Origin of the sequence: Streptomyces sp. NPDC057939 (assembly GCF_042887545.1) — a bacterium.
GTDB lineage: Bacteria > Actinomycetota > Actinomycetes > Streptomycetales > Streptomycetaceae > Streptomyces.
Genome location: NZ_JBHVPG010000008.1, coordinates 84,516 through 101,084, shown reverse-complemented (window position 1 = coordinate 101,084; position 16,569 = coordinate 84,516). Strand labels below are relative to the sequence as shown.

The 16,569-nt window shown below is 72.0% G+C and carries 17 protein-coding genes; 11 read left to right on the top strand and 6 right to left on the bottom strand.

The annotated features are described in order from the left end of the window. Positions 1–6 precede the first annotated feature (6 nt). From sufC to ACFVS6_RS12255, 7 genes are all read left to right on the top strand, one after another. Positions 7–771 (top strand): Fe-S cluster assembly ATPase SufC, encoded by a 765-nt coding sequence (sufC, locus tag ACFVS6_RS12285; RefSeq protein WP_389703081.1) that lies wholly within the window; start codon positions 7–9, stop codon positions 769–771. Further along, on the top strand, positions 768–2,024 hold the full coding sequence (locus ACFVS6_RS12280; protein ID WP_389703079.1) for a cysteine desulfurase: 1,257 nt from the start codon (positions 768–770) through the stop codon (positions 2,022–2,024). The genes sufC and ACFVS6_RS12280 overlap by 4 nt, the downstream gene beginning before the upstream one ends. A 36-nt stretch (positions 2,025–2,060) precedes the next feature. Next, positions 2,061–2,522, top strand: a complete 462-nt coding sequence (gene sufU, locus ACFVS6_RS12275; protein WP_362878157.1) for a Fe-S cluster assembly sulfur transfer protein SufU — start codon at positions 2,061–2,063, stop codon at positions 2,520–2,522. Then, the gene (locus ACFVS6_RS12270) at positions 2,519–2,863 is read left to right on the top strand and encodes a metal-sulfur cluster assembly factor (RefSeq protein WP_053681645.1); all 345 of its coding nucleotides are present in this window, start codon (positions 2,519–2,521) and stop codon (positions 2,861–2,863) included. The genes sufU and ACFVS6_RS12270 overlap by 4 nt, the downstream gene beginning before the upstream one ends. Positions 2,864–3,032: 169 nt before the next feature. Further along, a complete protein-coding gene (locus tag ACFVS6_RS12265; protein WP_389703077.1) occupies positions 3,033–4,448 on the top strand; it encodes a DUF3616 domain-containing protein in 1,416 nt (471 codons plus the stop codon). A gap of 64 nt (positions 4,449–4,512) precedes the next feature. Continuing rightward, a complete protein-coding gene (locus ACFVS6_RS12260) occupies positions 4,513–4,836 on the top strand; it encodes a multidrug efflux SMR transporter (RefSeq protein WP_281206621.1) in 324 nt (107 codons plus the stop codon). Next, positions 4,836–5,369, top strand: coding sequence for a TetR/AcrR family transcriptional regulator (locus ACFVS6_RS12255; protein ID WP_389703075.1), 534 nt, complete (start codon positions 4,836–4,838; stop codon positions 5,367–5,369). The genes ACFVS6_RS12260 and ACFVS6_RS12255 overlap by 1 nt, the downstream gene beginning before the upstream one ends. Before the next feature lie 110 nt (positions 5,370–5,479). On the opposite strand, the gene ACFVS6_RS12250 is transcribed toward ACFVS6_RS12255, so the two are convergent. Further along, the gene (locus tag ACFVS6_RS12250; RefSeq protein ID WP_389703074.1) at positions 5,480–6,355 is read right to left on the bottom strand and encodes a winged helix-turn-helix transcriptional regulator; all 876 of its coding nucleotides are present in this window, start codon (positions 6,353–6,355) and stop codon (positions 5,480–5,482) included. 74 nt (positions 6,356–6,429) lie between these two features. Here ACFVS6_RS12250 and ACFVS6_RS12245 point away from each other — a divergent pair, with 74 nt between their 5' ends. Both ACFVS6_RS12245 and dapD read left to right on the top strand, forming a co-directional pair. Next, positions 6,430–7,677, top strand: coding sequence for an MFS transporter (locus ACFVS6_RS12245; RefSeq protein ID WP_389703072.1), 1,248 nt, complete (start codon positions 6,430–6,432; stop codon positions 7,675–7,677). Between the two features lie 9 nt (positions 7,678–7,686). Further along, complete coding sequence (dapD, locus tag ACFVS6_RS12240) at positions 7,687–8,667, top strand: 2,3,4,5-tetrahydropyridine-2,6-dicarboxylate N-succinyltransferase (RefSeq protein ID WP_389703070.1); 981 nt, start codon at positions 7,687–7,689, stop codon at positions 8,665–8,667. A gap of 108 nt (positions 8,668–8,775) precedes the next feature. Here the strand turns inward: dapD and ACFVS6_RS12235 are convergent, their stop codons facing one another. Further along, positions 8,776–9,030 carry a hypothetical protein gene (locus tag ACFVS6_RS12235; RefSeq protein WP_389703068.1) on the bottom strand — a complete coding sequence of 85 codons (255 nt, stop codon included), beginning with the start codon at positions 9,028–9,030 and terminating at the stop codon, positions 8,776–8,778. Positions 9,031–9,281: 251 nt separating this feature from the next. After that, positions 9,282–11,129, bottom strand: coding sequence for an endonuclease/exonuclease/phosphatase family protein (locus ACFVS6_RS12230; protein WP_389703066.1), 1,848 nt, complete (start codon positions 11,127–11,129; stop codon positions 9,282–9,284). A 343-nt stretch (positions 11,130–11,472) separates the two neighbouring features. Here ACFVS6_RS12230 and ACFVS6_RS12225 point away from each other — a divergent pair, with 343 nt between their 5' ends. Both ACFVS6_RS12225 and ACFVS6_RS12220 read left to right on the top strand, forming a co-directional pair. After that, positions 11,473–12,990 carry a hypothetical protein gene (locus ACFVS6_RS12225; RefSeq protein WP_389703065.1) on the top strand — a complete coding sequence of 506 codons (1,518 nt, stop codon included), beginning with the start codon at positions 11,473–11,475 and terminating at the stop codon, positions 12,988–12,990. A 241-nt stretch (positions 12,991–13,231) separates the two neighbouring features. Continuing rightward, positions 13,232–14,671 carry an alkaline phosphatase PhoX gene (locus tag ACFVS6_RS12220; RefSeq protein WP_389703064.1) on the top strand — a complete coding sequence of 480 codons (1,440 nt, stop codon included), beginning with the start codon at positions 13,232–13,234 and terminating at the stop codon, positions 14,669–14,671. Between the two features lie 38 nt (positions 14,672–14,709). On the opposite strand, the gene ACFVS6_RS12215 is transcribed toward ACFVS6_RS12220, so the two are convergent. From ACFVS6_RS12215 to ACFVS6_RS12205, 3 genes are all read right to left on the bottom strand, one after another. Further along, positions 14,710–14,883: a hypothetical protein gene (locus ACFVS6_RS12215; RefSeq protein ID WP_389703062.1), complete on the bottom strand. Its 174-nt coding sequence runs from the start codon at positions 14,881–14,883 to the stop codon at positions 14,710–14,712. A 101-nt stretch (positions 14,884–14,984) separates the two neighbouring features. Beyond that, positions 14,985–16,241 (bottom strand): TerD family protein, encoded by a 1,257-nt coding sequence (locus ACFVS6_RS12210; RefSeq protein WP_389703251.1) that lies wholly within the window; start codon positions 16,239–16,241, stop codon positions 14,985–14,987. Between the two features lie 62 nt (positions 16,242–16,303). After that, a complete protein-coding gene (locus ACFVS6_RS12205) occupies positions 16,304–16,525 on the bottom strand; it encodes a hypothetical protein (protein WP_388899402.1) in 222 nt (73 codons plus the stop codon). Positions 16,526–16,569: the final 44 nt, after the last annotated feature.

Sequence of the window (16,569 nt, the reverse complement as noted above, 5' to 3'; positions counted from 1 at the left end):
GTATCCATGGCAACGCTTGAAATCCACGACCTGCACGTCTCCGTCGAGGCCGAGAACGGCGCCCGCGAGATCCTCAAGGGTGTCGACCTCACGGTCAAGCAGGGCGAGACGCACGCCATCATGGGCCCCAACGGCTCCGGCAAGTCCACGCTGGCGTACTCGCTGGCCGGTCACCCGAAGTACACCATCACCGGTGGCACCGTGACCCTCGACGGCGAAGACGTCCTGGAGATGTCCGTCGACGAGCGCGCCCGCGCCGGCGTCTTCCTCGCCATGCAGTACCCGGTCGAGGTTCCCGGCGTCTCGGTCTCCAACTTCCTGCGCACCTCCGCCACCGCCATCCGCGGCGAGGCCCCCAAGCTGCGCACCTGGGTGAAGGAGGTCAAGTCCGCGATGGAGCAGCTCCACATGGACCCGGCCTTCGCCGAGCGCAACGTCAACGAGGGCTTCTCCGGCGGTGAGAAGAAGCGCCACGAGATCCTCCAGCTGGAGCTCCTCAAGCCGAAGATCGCGATCCTGGACGAGACCGACTCCGGCCTGGACGTCGACGCGCTGCGCATCGTCTCGGAGGGCGTCAACCGGGTCCGCGAGTCGGGCGAGGTCGGCACCCTGCTGATCACGCACTACACGCGCATCCTGCGCTACATCAAGCCCGACTTCGTCCACGTGTTCGCGAACGGTCGGATCGCCGAGTCCGGCGGCGCCGAGCTCGCGGACCAGCTGGAGGCCGAGGGCTACGACAAGTACGTGAAGGGTGGCGCGACCGCGTGACACAGCTGCCTGGCCTCCTCGACATCGAGGCGATCCGCAAGGACTTCCCCCTGCTGGATCGTGTGGTCCACGACGGGAAGAAGATCGTTTACCTGGACAACGCGGCGACCTCGCAGAAGCCGCGCCAGGTGCTCGACGCGCTGAACGAGTACTACGAGCAGCACAACGCCAACGTCCACCGCGGCGTGCACGTGCTCGCCGAGGAGGCCACGGCGCTGTACGAGGGCGCCCGCGACAAGGTCGCCGCCTTCATCAACGCACCGAGCCGCAACGAGGTGATCTTCACCAAGAACGCCTCGGAGTCGCTCAACCTCGTCGCGAACATGCTCGGCTGGGCCGACGAGCCCTACCGGGTGGACCACGACACCGAGATCGCCATCACGGAGATGGAGCACCACTCCAACATCGTCCCGTGGCAGCTGCTCTCGCAGCGCACCGGCGCGAAGCTGAAGTGGTTCGGCCTCACCGACGACGGCCGGCTCGACCTGTCCAACATCGAAGAGGTCATCACGGAGAAGACGAAGATCGTCTCCTTCACGCTGGTCTCCAACATCATGGGCACGGTCAACCCGGTCGAGGCGATCGTCCGGCGCGCGCAGGAGGTCGGCGCGCTGGTGCTGATCGACGCCTCGCAGGCCGCTCCGCACATGCCGCTGGACGTCCAGGCCCTCGGCGCCGACTTCGTCGCCTTCACCGGCCACAAGATGTGCGGCCCGACCGGCATCGGCGTCCTGTGGGGTCGCCAGGAGCTGCTGGAGGACCTGCCCCCGTTCCTCGGCGGCGGCGAGATGATCGAGACCGTGTCGATGCACTCGTCGACGTACGCCCCGGCCCCCCACAAGTTCGAGGCGGGTACGCCCCCGATCGCCCAGGCCGTCGGCCTCGGCGCGGCCGTGGACTACCTGACCGCGATCGGCATGGACAAGATCGCCGCGCACGAGCACGCGATCACCGAGTACGCGGTCAAGCGCCTCCTGGAGGTGCCCGACCTGCGGATCATCGGCCCGACGACGGCCGAGGACCGCGGCGCCGCGATCTCCTTCACGCTCGGGGACATCCACCCGCACGACGTCGGCCAGGTGCTCGACGAGCAGGGCATCGCCGTCCGCGTGGGTCACCACTGCGCGCGTCCGGTCTGCCTGCGGTACGGAATTCCCGCGACGACGCGGGCGTCTTTCTACCTGTACTCCTCTCCTGCCGAGGTCGACGCGCTGATCGACGGGCTGGAGCACGTACGGAACTTCTTCGGATGACGACGAGTCGGACGACAAGAGGCTGACGAGGACGCTGTGAAGCTGGATTCGATGTACCAGGAACTGATCCTGGACCACTACAAGCACCCGCACGGGCGTGGCCTGCGCGACGGCGACGCCGAGGTGCACCACGTCAATCCGACGTGCGGGGACGAGATCACGCTGCGCGTGAAGTACGACGGGCAGACGCTCACCGACGTCTCCTACGAGGGCCAGGGCTGCTCCATCAGCCAGGCGAGCGCCTCCGTACTGAACGAGCTGCTCGTCGGCAAGGAGCTGGCGGACGCGCAGAAGATCCAGGCCGTGTTCCTGGAGCTGATGCAGTCCAAGGGCCAGATCGAGCCCGACGAGGCCATGGAGGAGGTGCTGGAGGACGCGGTCGCGTTCGTCGGCGTCTCCAAGTATCCGGCGCGCGTGAAATGTGCTCTGCTGAGCTGGATGGCGTGGAAGGACGCGACCGCCCAGGCACTGGGCGACGCGGAGAGGAAGACGGCATGACCGAGAACGCGACGCCCGAGGCGTCGATCAAGCCGGCCAGCGAGGAAGAGGTCCGCGAGGCCCTCTACGACGTGGTCGACCCCGAGCTGGGCATCGACGTCGTCAACCTGGGCCTGATCTACGGCATCCACGTCGACGACGCGAACATCGCGACCCTCGACATGACGCTGACCTCCGCGGCCTGCCCGCTGACCGACGTCATCGAGGACCAGGCAAAGTCGGCGACGGAGGGCATCGTCAACGAGCTCCGCATCAACTGGGTCTGGATGCCCCCGTGGGGCCCGGACAAGATCACGGACGACGGCCGTGAGCAGCTGCGCGCGCTCGGCTTCAACGTCTGAGCGACGGACAACCAGGAGGGCCCCCGGCACGGTCGTGCCGGGGGCCCTCGCTGTTCTCCGGGCGGGCTGTTCTCCGGGCGGACAGGCACCGTGCACCGGGAGTTCGCCGCCGTGGCCGAACCTTCTCGACGGCCGTCACGCAGTGACGCAGCACACGAGAGGAACACCTGTGACCCTTCGCCTTGCACCGGGACGCCGCTGGGGCACCGCCGGAGCCGCCGGAGCCGCGGCCCTGCTCCTCGCCGGACTCACCGCGCCCGCGTCCGCGCACGCCGCGGGCGGCCCCGGGCGCGACCACGCAGCCCCGACGATCGCCCTGTCCGCGACGCACCTGAGCGGCGCGGTGGGAGCCTTCGGCGATCCGACCGTCACGGTGGACGTGGAGCAGCAGGGCGTACCGGCAGGTTTCCTGCGGCTGAGGGTCGTCTCCTCCAGCAACCCGGCCGTCGCGGGCGTCGGGGACGTCCGGCAGGTGCGCACGCGGGACGGCGACCGCAGGCTCACGGTGACCGCCCGTGCCCAGGGCCGCACCGACCTGACCCTGGAGGTCACCGGCCGCGGCGGGAGGACCGCCACGGCGACCCTCTCCTACGCCGCTTCGGCGCGGACCGCGGACGCGGCCGTCACCCGCTACCTCACCGGCTCCTCGGACGCCTCGGCCGCGGTGGACGTGGGCGGCGGGCACGTCCTGGTCGCCGACGACGAGTCGAACGTGCTCCGGTTGTACGACCGGTTCCGCTCGGGCGGTCCCGTGAAGACCTGGGACCTCGGCCCCGCCCTGGGGTGGAAGAAGGAGGCCGACATCGAGGGCGCCGCACGGGTGGGCGACACCGTCTACTGGACGGGCTCGCTCGGCAACAACAAGGACGGCAAGTACAAGGCCGAACGGAACACCGTCTTCACCACGCGGATCACCGGATCGGGCGCGGCGACCGAGGTCACCTTCCAGGCCGCCTACAAGGGCCTGCGCGAGGACCTGGTCGCCTGGGACGCGGCGAACGGGAACCGCTACGGCTTCGCCGCCGGGACGGCGGCCGGTGAGGTGCCGAAGCAGATCGACGGCTTCAACGTGGAGGGCCTGGAGTTCGCCCCCGGCTCGACCACCACCGCCTACCTCGGCTTCCGGGCCCCGCTCGCCCCGGCCGTACCGGGGGGCAAGGCGCTGGTCGTGCCCGTGACCAACATCGACAAGGTCGTGGCGGACGGGGCCGGGGCCGTGTTCGGCCGGCCGATCGAGATGGACCTCGGCGGGCTCGCGGTGCGCGACATCCGCAAGAACGCCTCGAACCAGTACCTGATCCTGGCCGGTTCCTGGGCGGCCGACGACAACTCCGACCCCTACGCCCTCTACCAGTGGGACGGCGTCGCCGGACACGCCCCGAAGAAGCGCGCCGACCTGCCGACGGGGGACCCGGGCGGCTGGGAGGCCGTGGTGAACGTCCCCGACCTGCGGGCGCGCGGGGCACGGGTCCAGCTGATCACCGACAGCGGCTCCGCCGACCTGTACGGCGACGGGACCGAGGCGAAGGACCTGGATCACCCGGAGTGGAAGAAGGCGCGGTCCGCCTGGTTCACCCTGCGCTGACCCGGGGCCGGCGGCCGTCCGTTCGTGTGTACGCATGTACGCATCGATATGTACTCTTGTACGCATGCCCTACGTACTGCTTGCCGCGGCGATCGCCGCCGAGGTCGCCGGCACCACCGCCATGAAGTACAGCGACGGTTTCACCAGGCTGTGGCCCTCCCTGGGCACGGTGCTGGGTTACCTCATCGCATTCACGCTGCTCGCCCAGACGCTGAAGTCCATGTCGGTGGGGACCGCGTACGCGATCTGGGCCGGCGTCGGCACGGCGGCCATCGCCGCGATCGGCATGGTGTTCATGGGGGAGGCGGCCACCGCCGCGAAGATCGCCGGGATCGCGCTGATCATCGCCGGTGTGGTCCTGCTCAACCTGGGCGGGGCGGCGCACTGATGGCCGCCGGGACGCGCCGCTACGACCCGGACCGCCGGCAGCGGATCATCGACGCCGCGATCCGGGTGGTGGCGGCCAAGGGCATCGCCGGGCTGAGCCACCGCAGCGCGGCGGCGGAGGCGGACGTGCCGCTGGGCTCGACGACCTATCACTTCAAGACGCTGGACGACCTGTTGGTCGCCGCCCTGCGGCAGGCGAACACCGGGTTCGCGCTCGTGCCGGACGTACGGGACGGGGACCTCGCGGGCGCCCTCGCCCGGCTGCTGGGCGAGCTGCTGGCCGCCGACCGGAGCCGGGCGGAGCTGGAGTACGAGCTCTATCTGGCAGCCCTGCGCCGGCCGGCGCTGAGGCCGATCGCGGCGCAGTGGTGCGGGGAGTTCGCCGCCGGCCTCGCGCGGCACACCGATCCGCTGACCGCGCGGGCCCTGGTGGCCGTGGTCGACGGGATCTGCCTGCAGGTGATGCTGACGGACACCCCGTACGACGAGGCGTACGCCCGCGAGGTCCTGTCCCGCGTGCTGGGCGGGCGCTGACCCGGGCCCGCCCCGGGAACGAGGGGGCGGCGGGGCGCGGGCCGCCCCGGAGTCGTGGGCCGGGTGCCGGTGCCGGGGCCGTCCGGGAGCCGTGGGTCGGGTGTCGGGGCTCAGGCCGCCCCGCGGACCGCCTCCAGGGCCGCCGCCACGCTCGCCTCGATGTCCCGGACCGGGTAGAACACCTCGCGCACCGTCCGGTCCCGGTCCACCAGCAGCGTCAGCCGCTTGATCCGGGTCACCCCCGCCGCGCGGAACGTCGGCAGCCGCAGCGCCGTCACCAGGTCGAGTCCCGCGTCCGACAGCAGCGGGAAGCGCAGCCGCTCCTGCTCCGCGAACTCCCTCTGCTCGTCGGGGCGCTGGGTCGAGACGCCGTGCACGGTGGCGCCGGCCGCGGTGAACTCCGCGAGCCGGTCGCGGAACGTGCACGACTCCAGGGTGCAGCCCCGCGCGCCCGGGATCCCCGCCCAGTCGGGCGGGTAGGACTCCGGCCGGGCGTGGGCGCCCGGGAAGCAGTACAGGACGGTGAAGGGCGTGTCCGCGACCGGGTCGCGGAGCTCGCCGAACCGGTCCGGCAGCAGCAGCTCGGGCAGTCGGGTGCCGCGCAGCGCGTGGACCCGTACCGCCTCCTTCGAGGACTCCTCCGTCGTCGCCGTCATCTCTCCCTCTCCCAGGACCCAGGTGTCACCCCAGTCCTGGAGGGCCACCAGGACGGGCAGCAGGCCCCGTCCGCGCGGGGTCAGCCGGTACTCGTGCCGCACCGGGCGCTCCTGGTACGGCTCGCGCGTCAGCACCCCCGCCTCGACCAGCATCTTCAGTCGCTCGGTGAGGACCTTGCGGGACATGCCGAGTTCGCGCTGGAGCTCGTCGAAGCGGTGCACGCCGCGCGCGGTGTCGCGCACGATCAGCAGCGTCCACCAGTCGCCCACGACGTCGAGCGCCTGGGCGATGGAACAGTCCGCGTCGCCGAGGTGCGTGCGCTGGGCCATGGGTACTCCTTCGTCCGTTGACCCCAGGCTGCCATGCTGACATAGTCCGTTCCTAAAGGGAACTTACTCGGGGAATGCGGGGGTGCGGTGTGCCGCAGGGGTTCAAGGGCGTACCGAGGGTCGTGTGGCTGCTGGCCGCGGGAGTGTTCGTCAACGCCGTCGTCAGCTTCACGTTCGTCTTCGTCTTCCTCTACCTGACCGGCCCGCGCGGCCTCGGCGCCGCCGAGGCCGGCGTCGTCACGGGGATCGGGGGCGTCGGCCTGGTCGCCGGCAACTTCACCGGCGGCTGGTACGGCGACCGCTTCGGCCACCGCCGCGTCCTGCTCGCCGCCTCCACCCTCGGCGGCCTGACCCTGATGGCCTTCCCGCTGCTCACCACCCCGCTGCTGTACGCGGCCCTGCCGCTGGCCCAGTACGCCTCCGGCGTGGTCCGCGCCGCCAACGCGGCCCTGGTGGCCGTGACCGTCCCCGAAGGGAACCGCCGCCAGGCGTTCGCCGTCGTACGGTGCGCGGCCAACGGTGGTTTCACCCTCGGCCCGCCGCTGGGCGCCCTGGTCGCGAGCGGCCTCTCGTACGAGTGGCTCTTCGTCGGCGACGGCCTCGGCACCCTCTTCTTCGCCCTCTGGACCGCCCGGGCCGTACCCGCCCGGGGCGCCGTCCGCAAGGGCGCCGCGGCCCCGGACGGGGGTCTGGGCCGCGGCGTCCTCGCGGAACTGTGGGCCCGCCCCGCCGTGCCCGTGCTGCTCGTGGCGATCATGGTGGTGGACGTCGTCTACCGGCAGCAGTACTTCACCTTCCCCGTCTTCCTCGCCGACCACGGCCTCGACGTGCGCGCCTTCGGCCTCGTCATCGCCCTCAACGGGGCCGTCGTCCTGCTGCTGGAGCTGCCCGCCGCCGTCGCCCTGCGCGACCGGCCGCCGCTCGCGGTCATCGGCACCGGACTCGTCCTCGTCGGAGCCGGGTACGCGGCGCTGATCACGGGCGCCGGGCCGGTTGCCGCCGTCGCGATGATGGTGCTGCTGAGCCTCGGCGAGATCCTCTACAAGACCACCGCCACCGCCTACGTCGCCGATCAGGCCCCCGAACACGCCGTCGGCCGGTTCCAGAGCCTGTACGCGGGGGTCTCGGTCTGCGGCGTCGTCATCGGACCCTCCGCGGGCGGAGCCCTCTACGCGGCCGCCCCCGGGCTGCTGTGGCCCCTGTGCGCGGCGCTGGCGGGCGGCGCCGGCGCGGTCGTCATCGGGCTCTCGCTGCGGCAGGCCCGACGCGCCGCGCGACCGTCACATGAGACCGGTTCGCGACCGCGGGCCGTCGCCGGTTAGGTTTCGGGCATGACTGCTACGCGTACCACCGGCGCCGTCGCCGCCGGACTTGCCACCCTCACCGCCGACGGCACCGTCCTCGACACCTGGTTCCCCGCCCCCGAGCTGGTCGCCGAGCCCGGCCCGGCCGGAACCGAGCGCCTCACCGCCGAGCGCGCCGTGGAGCTCCTCGGCGCCGCCGCTGCCAAGGCCATCCGCTCGGACGCGGTCCGCGGTGTCGAGGTCGTAGCCGTCCGCACGGTGATCGCCTCCCTGGAGGACAAGCCGCTCGACGCCCACGACGCGTACCTGCGCCTGCACCTGCTGAGCCACCGCCTGGTCAAGCCGCACGGCCAGAACCTGGACGGCGTCTTCGGCCTGCTGACCAACGTCGCCTGGACCTCGCTGGGCCCGGTCGCCGTCGACCAGGTCGAGACCGTCCGCCTGAACGCCCGCGCCGAGGGCCTGCACCTCCAGGTCACCTCGATCGACAAGTTCCCGCGCATGACCGACTACGTCGCCCCCAAGGGCGTGCGCATCGCCGACGCGGACCGCGTCCGCCTCGGCGCGCACCTCGCCGAGGGCACCACCGTCATGCACGAGGGCTTCGTCAACTTCAACGCCGGCACCCTCGGCACCTCCATGGTCGAGGGCCGCATCTCCGCGGGCGTCGTCGTCGGCGACGGCTCCGACATCGGCGGCGGCGCGTCCACGATGGGCACCCTCTCGGGCGGCGGCAAGCAGATCATCTCGATCGGCGCGCGCACCCTGATCGGCGCCGAGGCCGGCGTCGGCATCGCGCTGGGCGACGAGTGCGTCGTCGAGGCGGGCCTCTACGTGACCGCGGGCACCCGCGTCACCCTGCCGGACGGCCAGATCGTCAAGGCCCTGGAGCTGTCCGGCGCCAACAACATCCTCTTCCGCCGCAACTCGGTGACCGGCGCCGTCGAGGCCCGCCCGTACAAGGCGGCCTGGGGCGGCCTCAACGAGGTACTGCACAGCCACAACTGACCCTCGCGGGCCGGTACGCGCGGAGCCCCCCACCCGACCGGGTGGGGGGCTCCGTCCGCTCGTCCGGTGCGCCCGGGCAGGGCCGCGCGGGGCTCCGGGGGAGGGGCGTCAGCGCAGCGGGATCGTCCGGACCAGGCCGGCGAAGGCCTCCTGCTCCGCCTCGGTCAGCTCCACCGACTCCATCGGGTGCGACTGCGGACCGCGCTGGACCGGGATGACCGACAGGCCCTCGTGGCCGGCCGGCTCGGGGTGGTGGAAGCGGCTGTCCCACAACATGTGGCCGAGGCCGACGATCCATACGAGCGCGGCCACGAACAGGATCGCGAGGCCGATTTCCTGGGCGGGCGAGATGGAGGGGAACACGCGGTCCTCCGCGGGGTGCGAGCGGGACGAGCCGGTACGAATACGGGTGGAAGATCGGGCGTGCGCATACTCAACCACCACAACCGGCCCATTCGGGAAGGATGTGGCGAGGCTCACGCCAGTGCCGAAAGTCCCTGGTTGTCCCGCGACACCCACCGGCCCGCGCCCACCCGACGGCGCCGTTCCCACCCCGGAACGCGGGCAGGGGGCCCGGGCGGGACGGCGCCCGGGCCCCCTGCGGTCCGTGGGTACTACGGACGGAAGCGCAGCACCTGCGGGTCGTGGTCGCTGTTCTGCGCCGCGAACTCCGCGTTGATGTGCACGCTGTCGTACGTGAAGGTCTTGATCGCCGGGCTGGTCAGGATCTGGTCCAGCACCTGCGCGTTGCCCTGGTACACGTAGGAGTACCGTTCCGCCTTCGGCAGCGACTTGATCGCCGGGTACAGGGCGCCGCCGTCCGCGAGGGCGTCCGTCGTCGCCGAGAACTCGAAGTCGTTGATGTCACCGAGGACGAGCACGTTGGCGTTCTTCTGCGCCGCCAGGACGTCCTTGACGAAGCCGTTCACCGCCTGGGCCTGGAGCAGGCGCTTGGCCTCCGAGGAGCGCACCGGCGGCTGGTGGTGCGAGGTCAGGCCCTCGTCGCCGCCCTTCGAACCGAAGTGGTTCGCGATCACGATGACCGGCTTGCCCTTGAAGGAGAACTCGCCCGCCAGCGGCTTGCGGCTGTCGGCCCACGCGGGGTTCGCCGGGTCGACGCGGCCGGGGGAGTGGGTCAGCGCGGCCTTGCCGTTCACCGTGGTCACGCCGGTCGCCGTCACCGCGTCGCCCGGGGCGCGCTCGGTGAAGGAGACCCGCGCCGGGTTGAAGAGGAACACCTGACGGATGTTGCCGCCGGGCTCGCCGCCGTCCTTGTTGTTCTCCGGGTTGACGGTCCGCCACTGGTAGGCCGGGCCGCCGGCCGCCGCGATGGCCGCCGTGAACTTCGTCAGCGTCTGCTCGGCCGTGACCACGCCGTCGTTCTTGGCGCCGTTGTCGTCCTGGATCTCCTCCAGGGCCAGGATGTCCGGGGAGGCGAGGTTCTCCACGACGGCCTTGGCCAGCGCGTCGAACTTCTCCTGCGGGTCGGTCGGGTCGAGGTTCTCGACGTTGTACGTGGCCACCGCGAGCTCGTTCGCCGCCTGCGCCTTGGTCTTCTCGGGGGCGAGGGTGCCCGCCTTGACGGTGCCCAGGGTGCGCGCCACCAGCGTGTAGCCGCCGAACTGGTTGAAGTCCAGGGGGCCCTCGGTGGTGCCGGTCAGCTTGTCGCCGACGTTGGCGACCGGGAAGGGCTGCTGCGCGACGGGCGCGAGCTGCTGGATCTGGAGGCGACCGGTGTTCTGGGACTCGTACGAGCCGTAGATCGTCCCGCCGCGCTTGGCGGTGTTCTCCCAGCCCTTCACCGTGACCCACAGCTCGGAGTACGGGTCGGTGGCGCCGACGACGCGCGAGGTGCCGATCTTGACGTTCATGCCCTCCAGCGACTCGTAGTGGTCGAGCGCGTAGCGCGAGGGGTCCAGCGCCAGGCCGTTGATGCTGCCGCCGGCGGCGGTGTCGCCGGCCGGGGCGTACTCGGCGGGGACCGTGTACTCGTTGATGGCGGTGGCCCGGGGCAGCGCGTTGCCCGAGGAGACCACGGTGACCGTCGGCTTGGAGATCTGGGTGGCCGACTGGTTGCCGGAGTTGACGCCACCGGGGACGTACTCGCCGACCGTGCCCGAGACCTTGACCGCGTCGCCGACGGCGACGGTCGGGACCGAACTGGTGAAGACGAAGACGCCCTCGCTGGTCGCGGCGTCGTCGTCGGCGGCGTCGTCGGCGGACTGGATCCAGAATCCGCGCGAACCGTACGTGCGCACGCCCGTGACGATGCCCTCGACGTCGGCGACGGCCTTGCCGTTGAGCGGGGATATCCGGGTCGTGCCCTGGATGTCGTGAATGCGTATCGGATCGGCGGACACGGCGCCTTCGGCCGCGTCGGCGGTACCGACGAGCAGGCCGGTGGCCAGCGCGGTGGCGACGAGGGCCGCGACGGCGGCGGAACGGGGATGCGAGGAGCGCATGGGCGGGAACTCCGGTGTGTGGAGGAGGTGGAGGGTGAACCCTGAGGGTCCCGATACATCTACGCGCGTCAATTTCCTGGGTGACCATCGACGTTGTCAAGGCCTCCAGGGGATACACCGGTCGACTGTGGGATGAACCAAAGGCGATGGCCCCCCGGAGCTGCCCGAATTGCGTCTACGCTGGGTCGCCGTACGAGGCCTGACGGCCCGGCACCGGCCCCGGAACGGGCCCCTGCGGGGGCCCGCCCGGGCGGGGCCGTCCCGTCGGGCCGCCGTGTTCAACACCCCACGTCCCGTCGTGTTCAAGGCCCCACATCCCGTCGTGTCCGAGGAGAACCACCCCATGTCCGCAGAGCCGCACCCCACGCTGCCGCCGGTACGGCTGCACTCCGATGCGGAGCTGGCCCGCGACGCCCTCGTCGCCCCGCTGTTCGCCCGTGCCGTCCGGCTCGCCCGCTGGGCCGGGCCCGACACCCGCGTCGACGTCGGCGGTGAACTCGTCGCCGAGCAACTGCCCGAGGCCGCCGCCGTGCTCGGCCTCGACCCCGCCGACGAGGACGGACCCGTCCACGCGAGTCAGGCCTGGCGGGTGGCCGTGGACACCGGGCTGGTCGACGTGACCGAACCCGAGGAGGACACCGGCGACGGCGCCGAGGGCGGGGAGCCGGAGTACGGCACCGCCGCCCCCGGGGAGGACCTTGCCCTGCTGGCCGGCGGGGCACCCGGCGACGTGCTCGACCTGTGGCTGGCGGCCCTGGACACCGTTCTCGCGGACGCCGCCGTACCCGACCTGGACGACCTCGTCGACGCCATGGACGAGGGCGGCGAGATCGACTTCGACCGGCTGGACTGGAACCCGCAGCGCGAGGCCGACTTCCTCGACGGCGTCCTCGCCAACCTCTACCTGCTCAGCGTCACCGAGGGCGGCGCGGGCGAGGCGCCGGTGCCCCTCCCGGTGCTCGCCGCGTCGATGATCGTCCCCGACGACATGGGTGACCCCAGTGACGCCGTGCTGGAGCAGGTGTCGGACGCGATGATGCGCCTCGACGACCAGTTCCGGCAGCTGGAGCCGATCGGACTGGTCGAGTTCCGGCCCGTCGACGAGGCCCTGATGGTGGAAGCCGAGGAGTTCCCCGCGACCGAGGGCGCCGACGCCCCGGCCGCGGCCGGGGAATCCGGCGGGCGGGACGACGACGAGGACGTCTCCCGGTACGGCATGGTCCGGCTGACCCCGCTCGGCCTGTACGGCGTCCGCGCCCGCATGCTGGAGGCCGGGGTGGAGGCCCCGGCGATCGGGGAACTCGCCGACAAGGGCGCCGACACCCTCCTCGACGCGGTCTCCTTCTATCCGGAGGGCGCCGCCCAGGCCGAGATCGAGCAGTGGCTGGCCGGTCGTGACATGCCCGCCGCGGTCGCCGAACTGCTCGCCGCGGCCCGCGGGGTGGACGAGGGCGGCCCGCTGCGCCGGCTGCGCTGCCAGCAGGCGCTCGCCCCCGCCGGACCGGAGGCCGAGGACGCCGTCCGGGCCGTGCTGGACGACCCGGAACTCGGCGGGCTCGCGCGGGTCTGGCTGGCCGAACGCGGGGCGGCCGACGTACCGGCGCCGGACGGGACCATGGTGTTCTGGCTGACCGTCGACACGATCGCGGCGCAGCTCGCCGCGGACGGCGAGACGGAGGAACTCCCGCTGCTGATGCAGTCGTTGACGGAGCACCACACGGGCTTCTTCGACCAGGTCTGGCGGGTGGAGCACCCGGCGACGGCGTACGTCCTGGAGGCCATGGGGCGGCTGCACCCGGACAAGAAGGCGTCCAAGGAGGCCCGCAAGGCCGCGTTCAAGGCCCGCTCCCGGCAGCCCTGACCCGCCGGGCCCGCGCACGGGGGCCACTTCGACCGGGGGCCACTTCGACCGGGGGACGCGTCCGGCGGCGCGTCGGGGACCCACAACAGGCCGTTCCCCGGGTCGGAGTGCGCCATTCCGGGCGCTCTCAAGGGGACCTTCCGCATTTCTGGGTAGTTCAGCGGCCGTTCACGTACGGGCGGGAGCGTGTGCGCCGACGACCGTACGTCAGGCGCGCCACCTCCCCACCCCTGGAGACCCGATGCCCCTCAGTCGCAGAGACTTCACCGCCCGCACCGCGCTCGCCGGCGCGGGCGTCGCCCTGACCGGAACAGTCGGCGCGCTCGCCACCGCCCCCGGGGCCCTGGCGGCCGGTGACGGAACGCGGCACGACGAGCAGGGCCGCCCGCCCGGCCCCGGCTACGGCCCCCTCCTCCCGGACCCCGCCGGACTGCTCGCGCTACCGGCCGGTTTCACCTACCGGGTGATCACCCACAGTGGCGTCACCACGCTCGAATCCGGTGAGAGCACCCCCTCCAACCACGACGGCACGGCCGCCTTCGAGGGGCATCGGGGGGTCACCCTCCTGGTGAACAACCACGAGCTCAAGGGCCCGCGCACGGGCTGGAAGCACCCCGTCCCGCTCGCCGAGGGCCTCGTCTACGACCCGGCCGCCGCGGGCGGCTGCACGGTCGTCGAGGTCCGGCGCGGCGGAGAGGTCGCCGAATGGGTGGGCATCGCCGGCACCTCCACCAACTGCGCGGGCGGCTCGACCCCGTGGGACACGTGGCTGACCTGCGAGGAGAACTCGGACCTGGCCGGCAGGAACGGCATGACCAAGGACCACGGCTACGTCTTCGAGGTCGATCCGTGCGACCGGCGGGCCAACCGCGACCCGCGCCCCATCAAGGCCTTCGGGCGGTACGACCACGAGGCCGTGGTCATCGACCCGCGCCAGGGCCACGCCTACCTCACCGAGGACGCCTCCGGCCCCAACGGGCTGCTCTACCGCTGGACCCCGCCGCGCGGGTTCCGCCACGGGCGCGGCAGGCTGCGTACGCTCGCCGCCGACGCCGGAGTGCTCGCCGCCGCCAAGTGCTTCGACAGTTCGGGCCGCTTCGTGGACGACCTCTCGCGGGCGACGCGGATCGGCACGGTGTTCGGGGTCGACTGGTCGCCGGTCGCCGACCGCGACGCGCGGGCGGTACCGGTGCGCAAGCAGTTCGCCGACGGCGCCATCACCCGGGGGCGCAAGCTGGAAGGCATGTGGTGGGCCGACGGCGGGGCCTACTTCGTCTCCTCGTACGCGCGGGAGGAGAGCCCGGGCGCCGCGCACGACGGCCAGGTGTGGTTCTACGACCCCAAGCGGCGCACGGTCCGACTGACCGTCCTCATCGGGGTGAACGCCGACCCGTCGACCGGCGGTGGGTACGACGGCCCCGACAACATCACCGTGTCGCCGTACGGCGGGCTGGTCATCGCGGAGGACGGCAGCGGCCTGCAGCACCTGTTCGGCGCCACGGAATCGGGCCGCACCTATCCGTTGGCGCGCAACGAGCTGAACATCGGGTCGGCCGAGGAGCCGGAGTACTCGGAGTTCACCGGGGTGTGCTTCTCCCCGGACGGACGCACCCTGTACGCCAACATCCAGGACCCGGGCATCATGCTGGCCGTCACCGGACCGTGGCGGCGCGGGCGCTGAGGCCGCGGCGGGTGAGGGGCGGGGGCGGCGCGGCCCGGCTACTGGGCCGCGCCGGCCTCGGCGCTGGCCGTGGCCCACTCCTCCAACAGGAATTCGTAGGCGTCCGAGGGCCACTCGCCGTCCACCCGCGTCTCCACGAGGTGCCGGATCGCCTCGTTCGCCTCGGCGGCGGACGGGCGCGCGGGACCCGCGGGCCGGAGTGTTTTCTGCATGGGTCAAGGCTACGGGCGGGCACCGGCGCAGACTTCCGAATTACGGGTGTGGTCGATCACCCGGTACGGACGCCCGTAGCGCCATGTGCCCGCCCACCTGCTCAGAGTGCCTGTGAACCGGGCTTCACCATGCCGCGCACTGTGCGGGACTTCACAAAGTCCCCGAGGGCCGTCATCTCCCATTCGCCGGAGAACTGCTTGATCAGCTTCGCCATCATGACGCCGGTCTGCGGCTCGGCGCCCGTGAGGTCGAAGCGCACCAGCTCCTCGCCGCTCGCCGCGTCGATCAGACGGCAGTAGGCCTTGGCGACCTCGGTGAACTTCTGCCCGGAGAAGGAGTTGACGGTGAAGACGAGGCCGGTGGCGTCGGCGGGCAACCGGCCGAGGTCCACGACGATCACCTCGTCGTCCCCGGCGCCCTCACCGGTCAGGTTGTCGCCGGAGTGCTTGATGGAGCCGTTCAGGATGGACAGCTTGCCGAAATAGCAGCTGTCGAGGTGGTTGCGCTGCGGGCCGTACGCGATGACGGACGCGTCGAGGTCGATGTCCCGGCCGCGGAACGCGGGCTCCCAGCCCAGGCCCATCTTGACCTGCGACAGCAGCGGGCGGCCGCCCTTGACGAGGGACACCGTCTGGTTCTTCTGGAGGTTGACCCGCCCCTTGTCGAGGTTGATCTTCCCGGCGCCGGGCGCGGCGGCCACCGGCGGGGCCGACGGGGGCACGGGCGGGGCCGAGGGGGTGGTGGGGGCCGCGGGGGTCGTGGGACCGCCGATCCACGGGGAGACCTGGTGCTGGGTGGGCGGCGCGGGCGGCGCCGGGGGCGCGGCCGGCGTGACGGGAGCGACGGCGGCCACCGGAGCCGGTTCGTCCTCCACCGAGACCCCGAAGTCGGTCGCGATCCCGGCGAGACCGTTGGAGTACCCCTGGCCGACCGCGCGGACCTTCCACGCGCCGCCCCGCTGGTACACCTCGACGACCACGAGCGCCGTCTCGGAACCGAGCTGCGGCGGGGTGAAGGTGGCGATCACCGAGCCGCCGACCGCGTCCCGCACGGTGGCGGTGGGCTCGACGCCCTGGAAGGTCTGCCCGGCGGCGTCGGGGCTGGCCGTGACCACGATGCGCTCGATGCCCGGCGGCAACGCGGCGGTGTCCACGGTGATCGAGTCGGGCGCCGACCCGCCTCCGGACCGGTAGGTGATACCGGGGCCGGACGGCTGGTTGTAGAAGATGAAGTCGGCGTCGGAACGCACCTTGCCGTCCGCCGTGAGGAGGAGTCCCGACACGTCGAGCCGCACCGGGGCAGCCACGTCCACCGTCACACGGGCGGTATTGAGCGGCAGGTTGGAACCAGGGGTCATAGCGGTCATGCCGGGTGAACGACCGGAGGGGCTTTGCCGTTCCCTTACCCTCGTGGCCAATTTCAGTGCCGGTTGCGCGGGTGGTTCTTCGCCATGCGCTCGTTGCCGAACTTGTAGGCGCCGGTCCAGCGGGCCATGACGAGCTGCGCGTCGCCGGACTCCACCTCGGCCAGGAACTTGGCGGCCCGACCACCGCGCAGGGTGCCCGCGTCACGGCCCCGGTGCGTGATGACCACGGTCCCGTCCCGGTGCGTCTCGTACGTGAATCCCTGTGGCTTCGGCATGGGTGGCAGCCTGCCGGGGCGCGGGCGGGCCGGCAACGCAATTA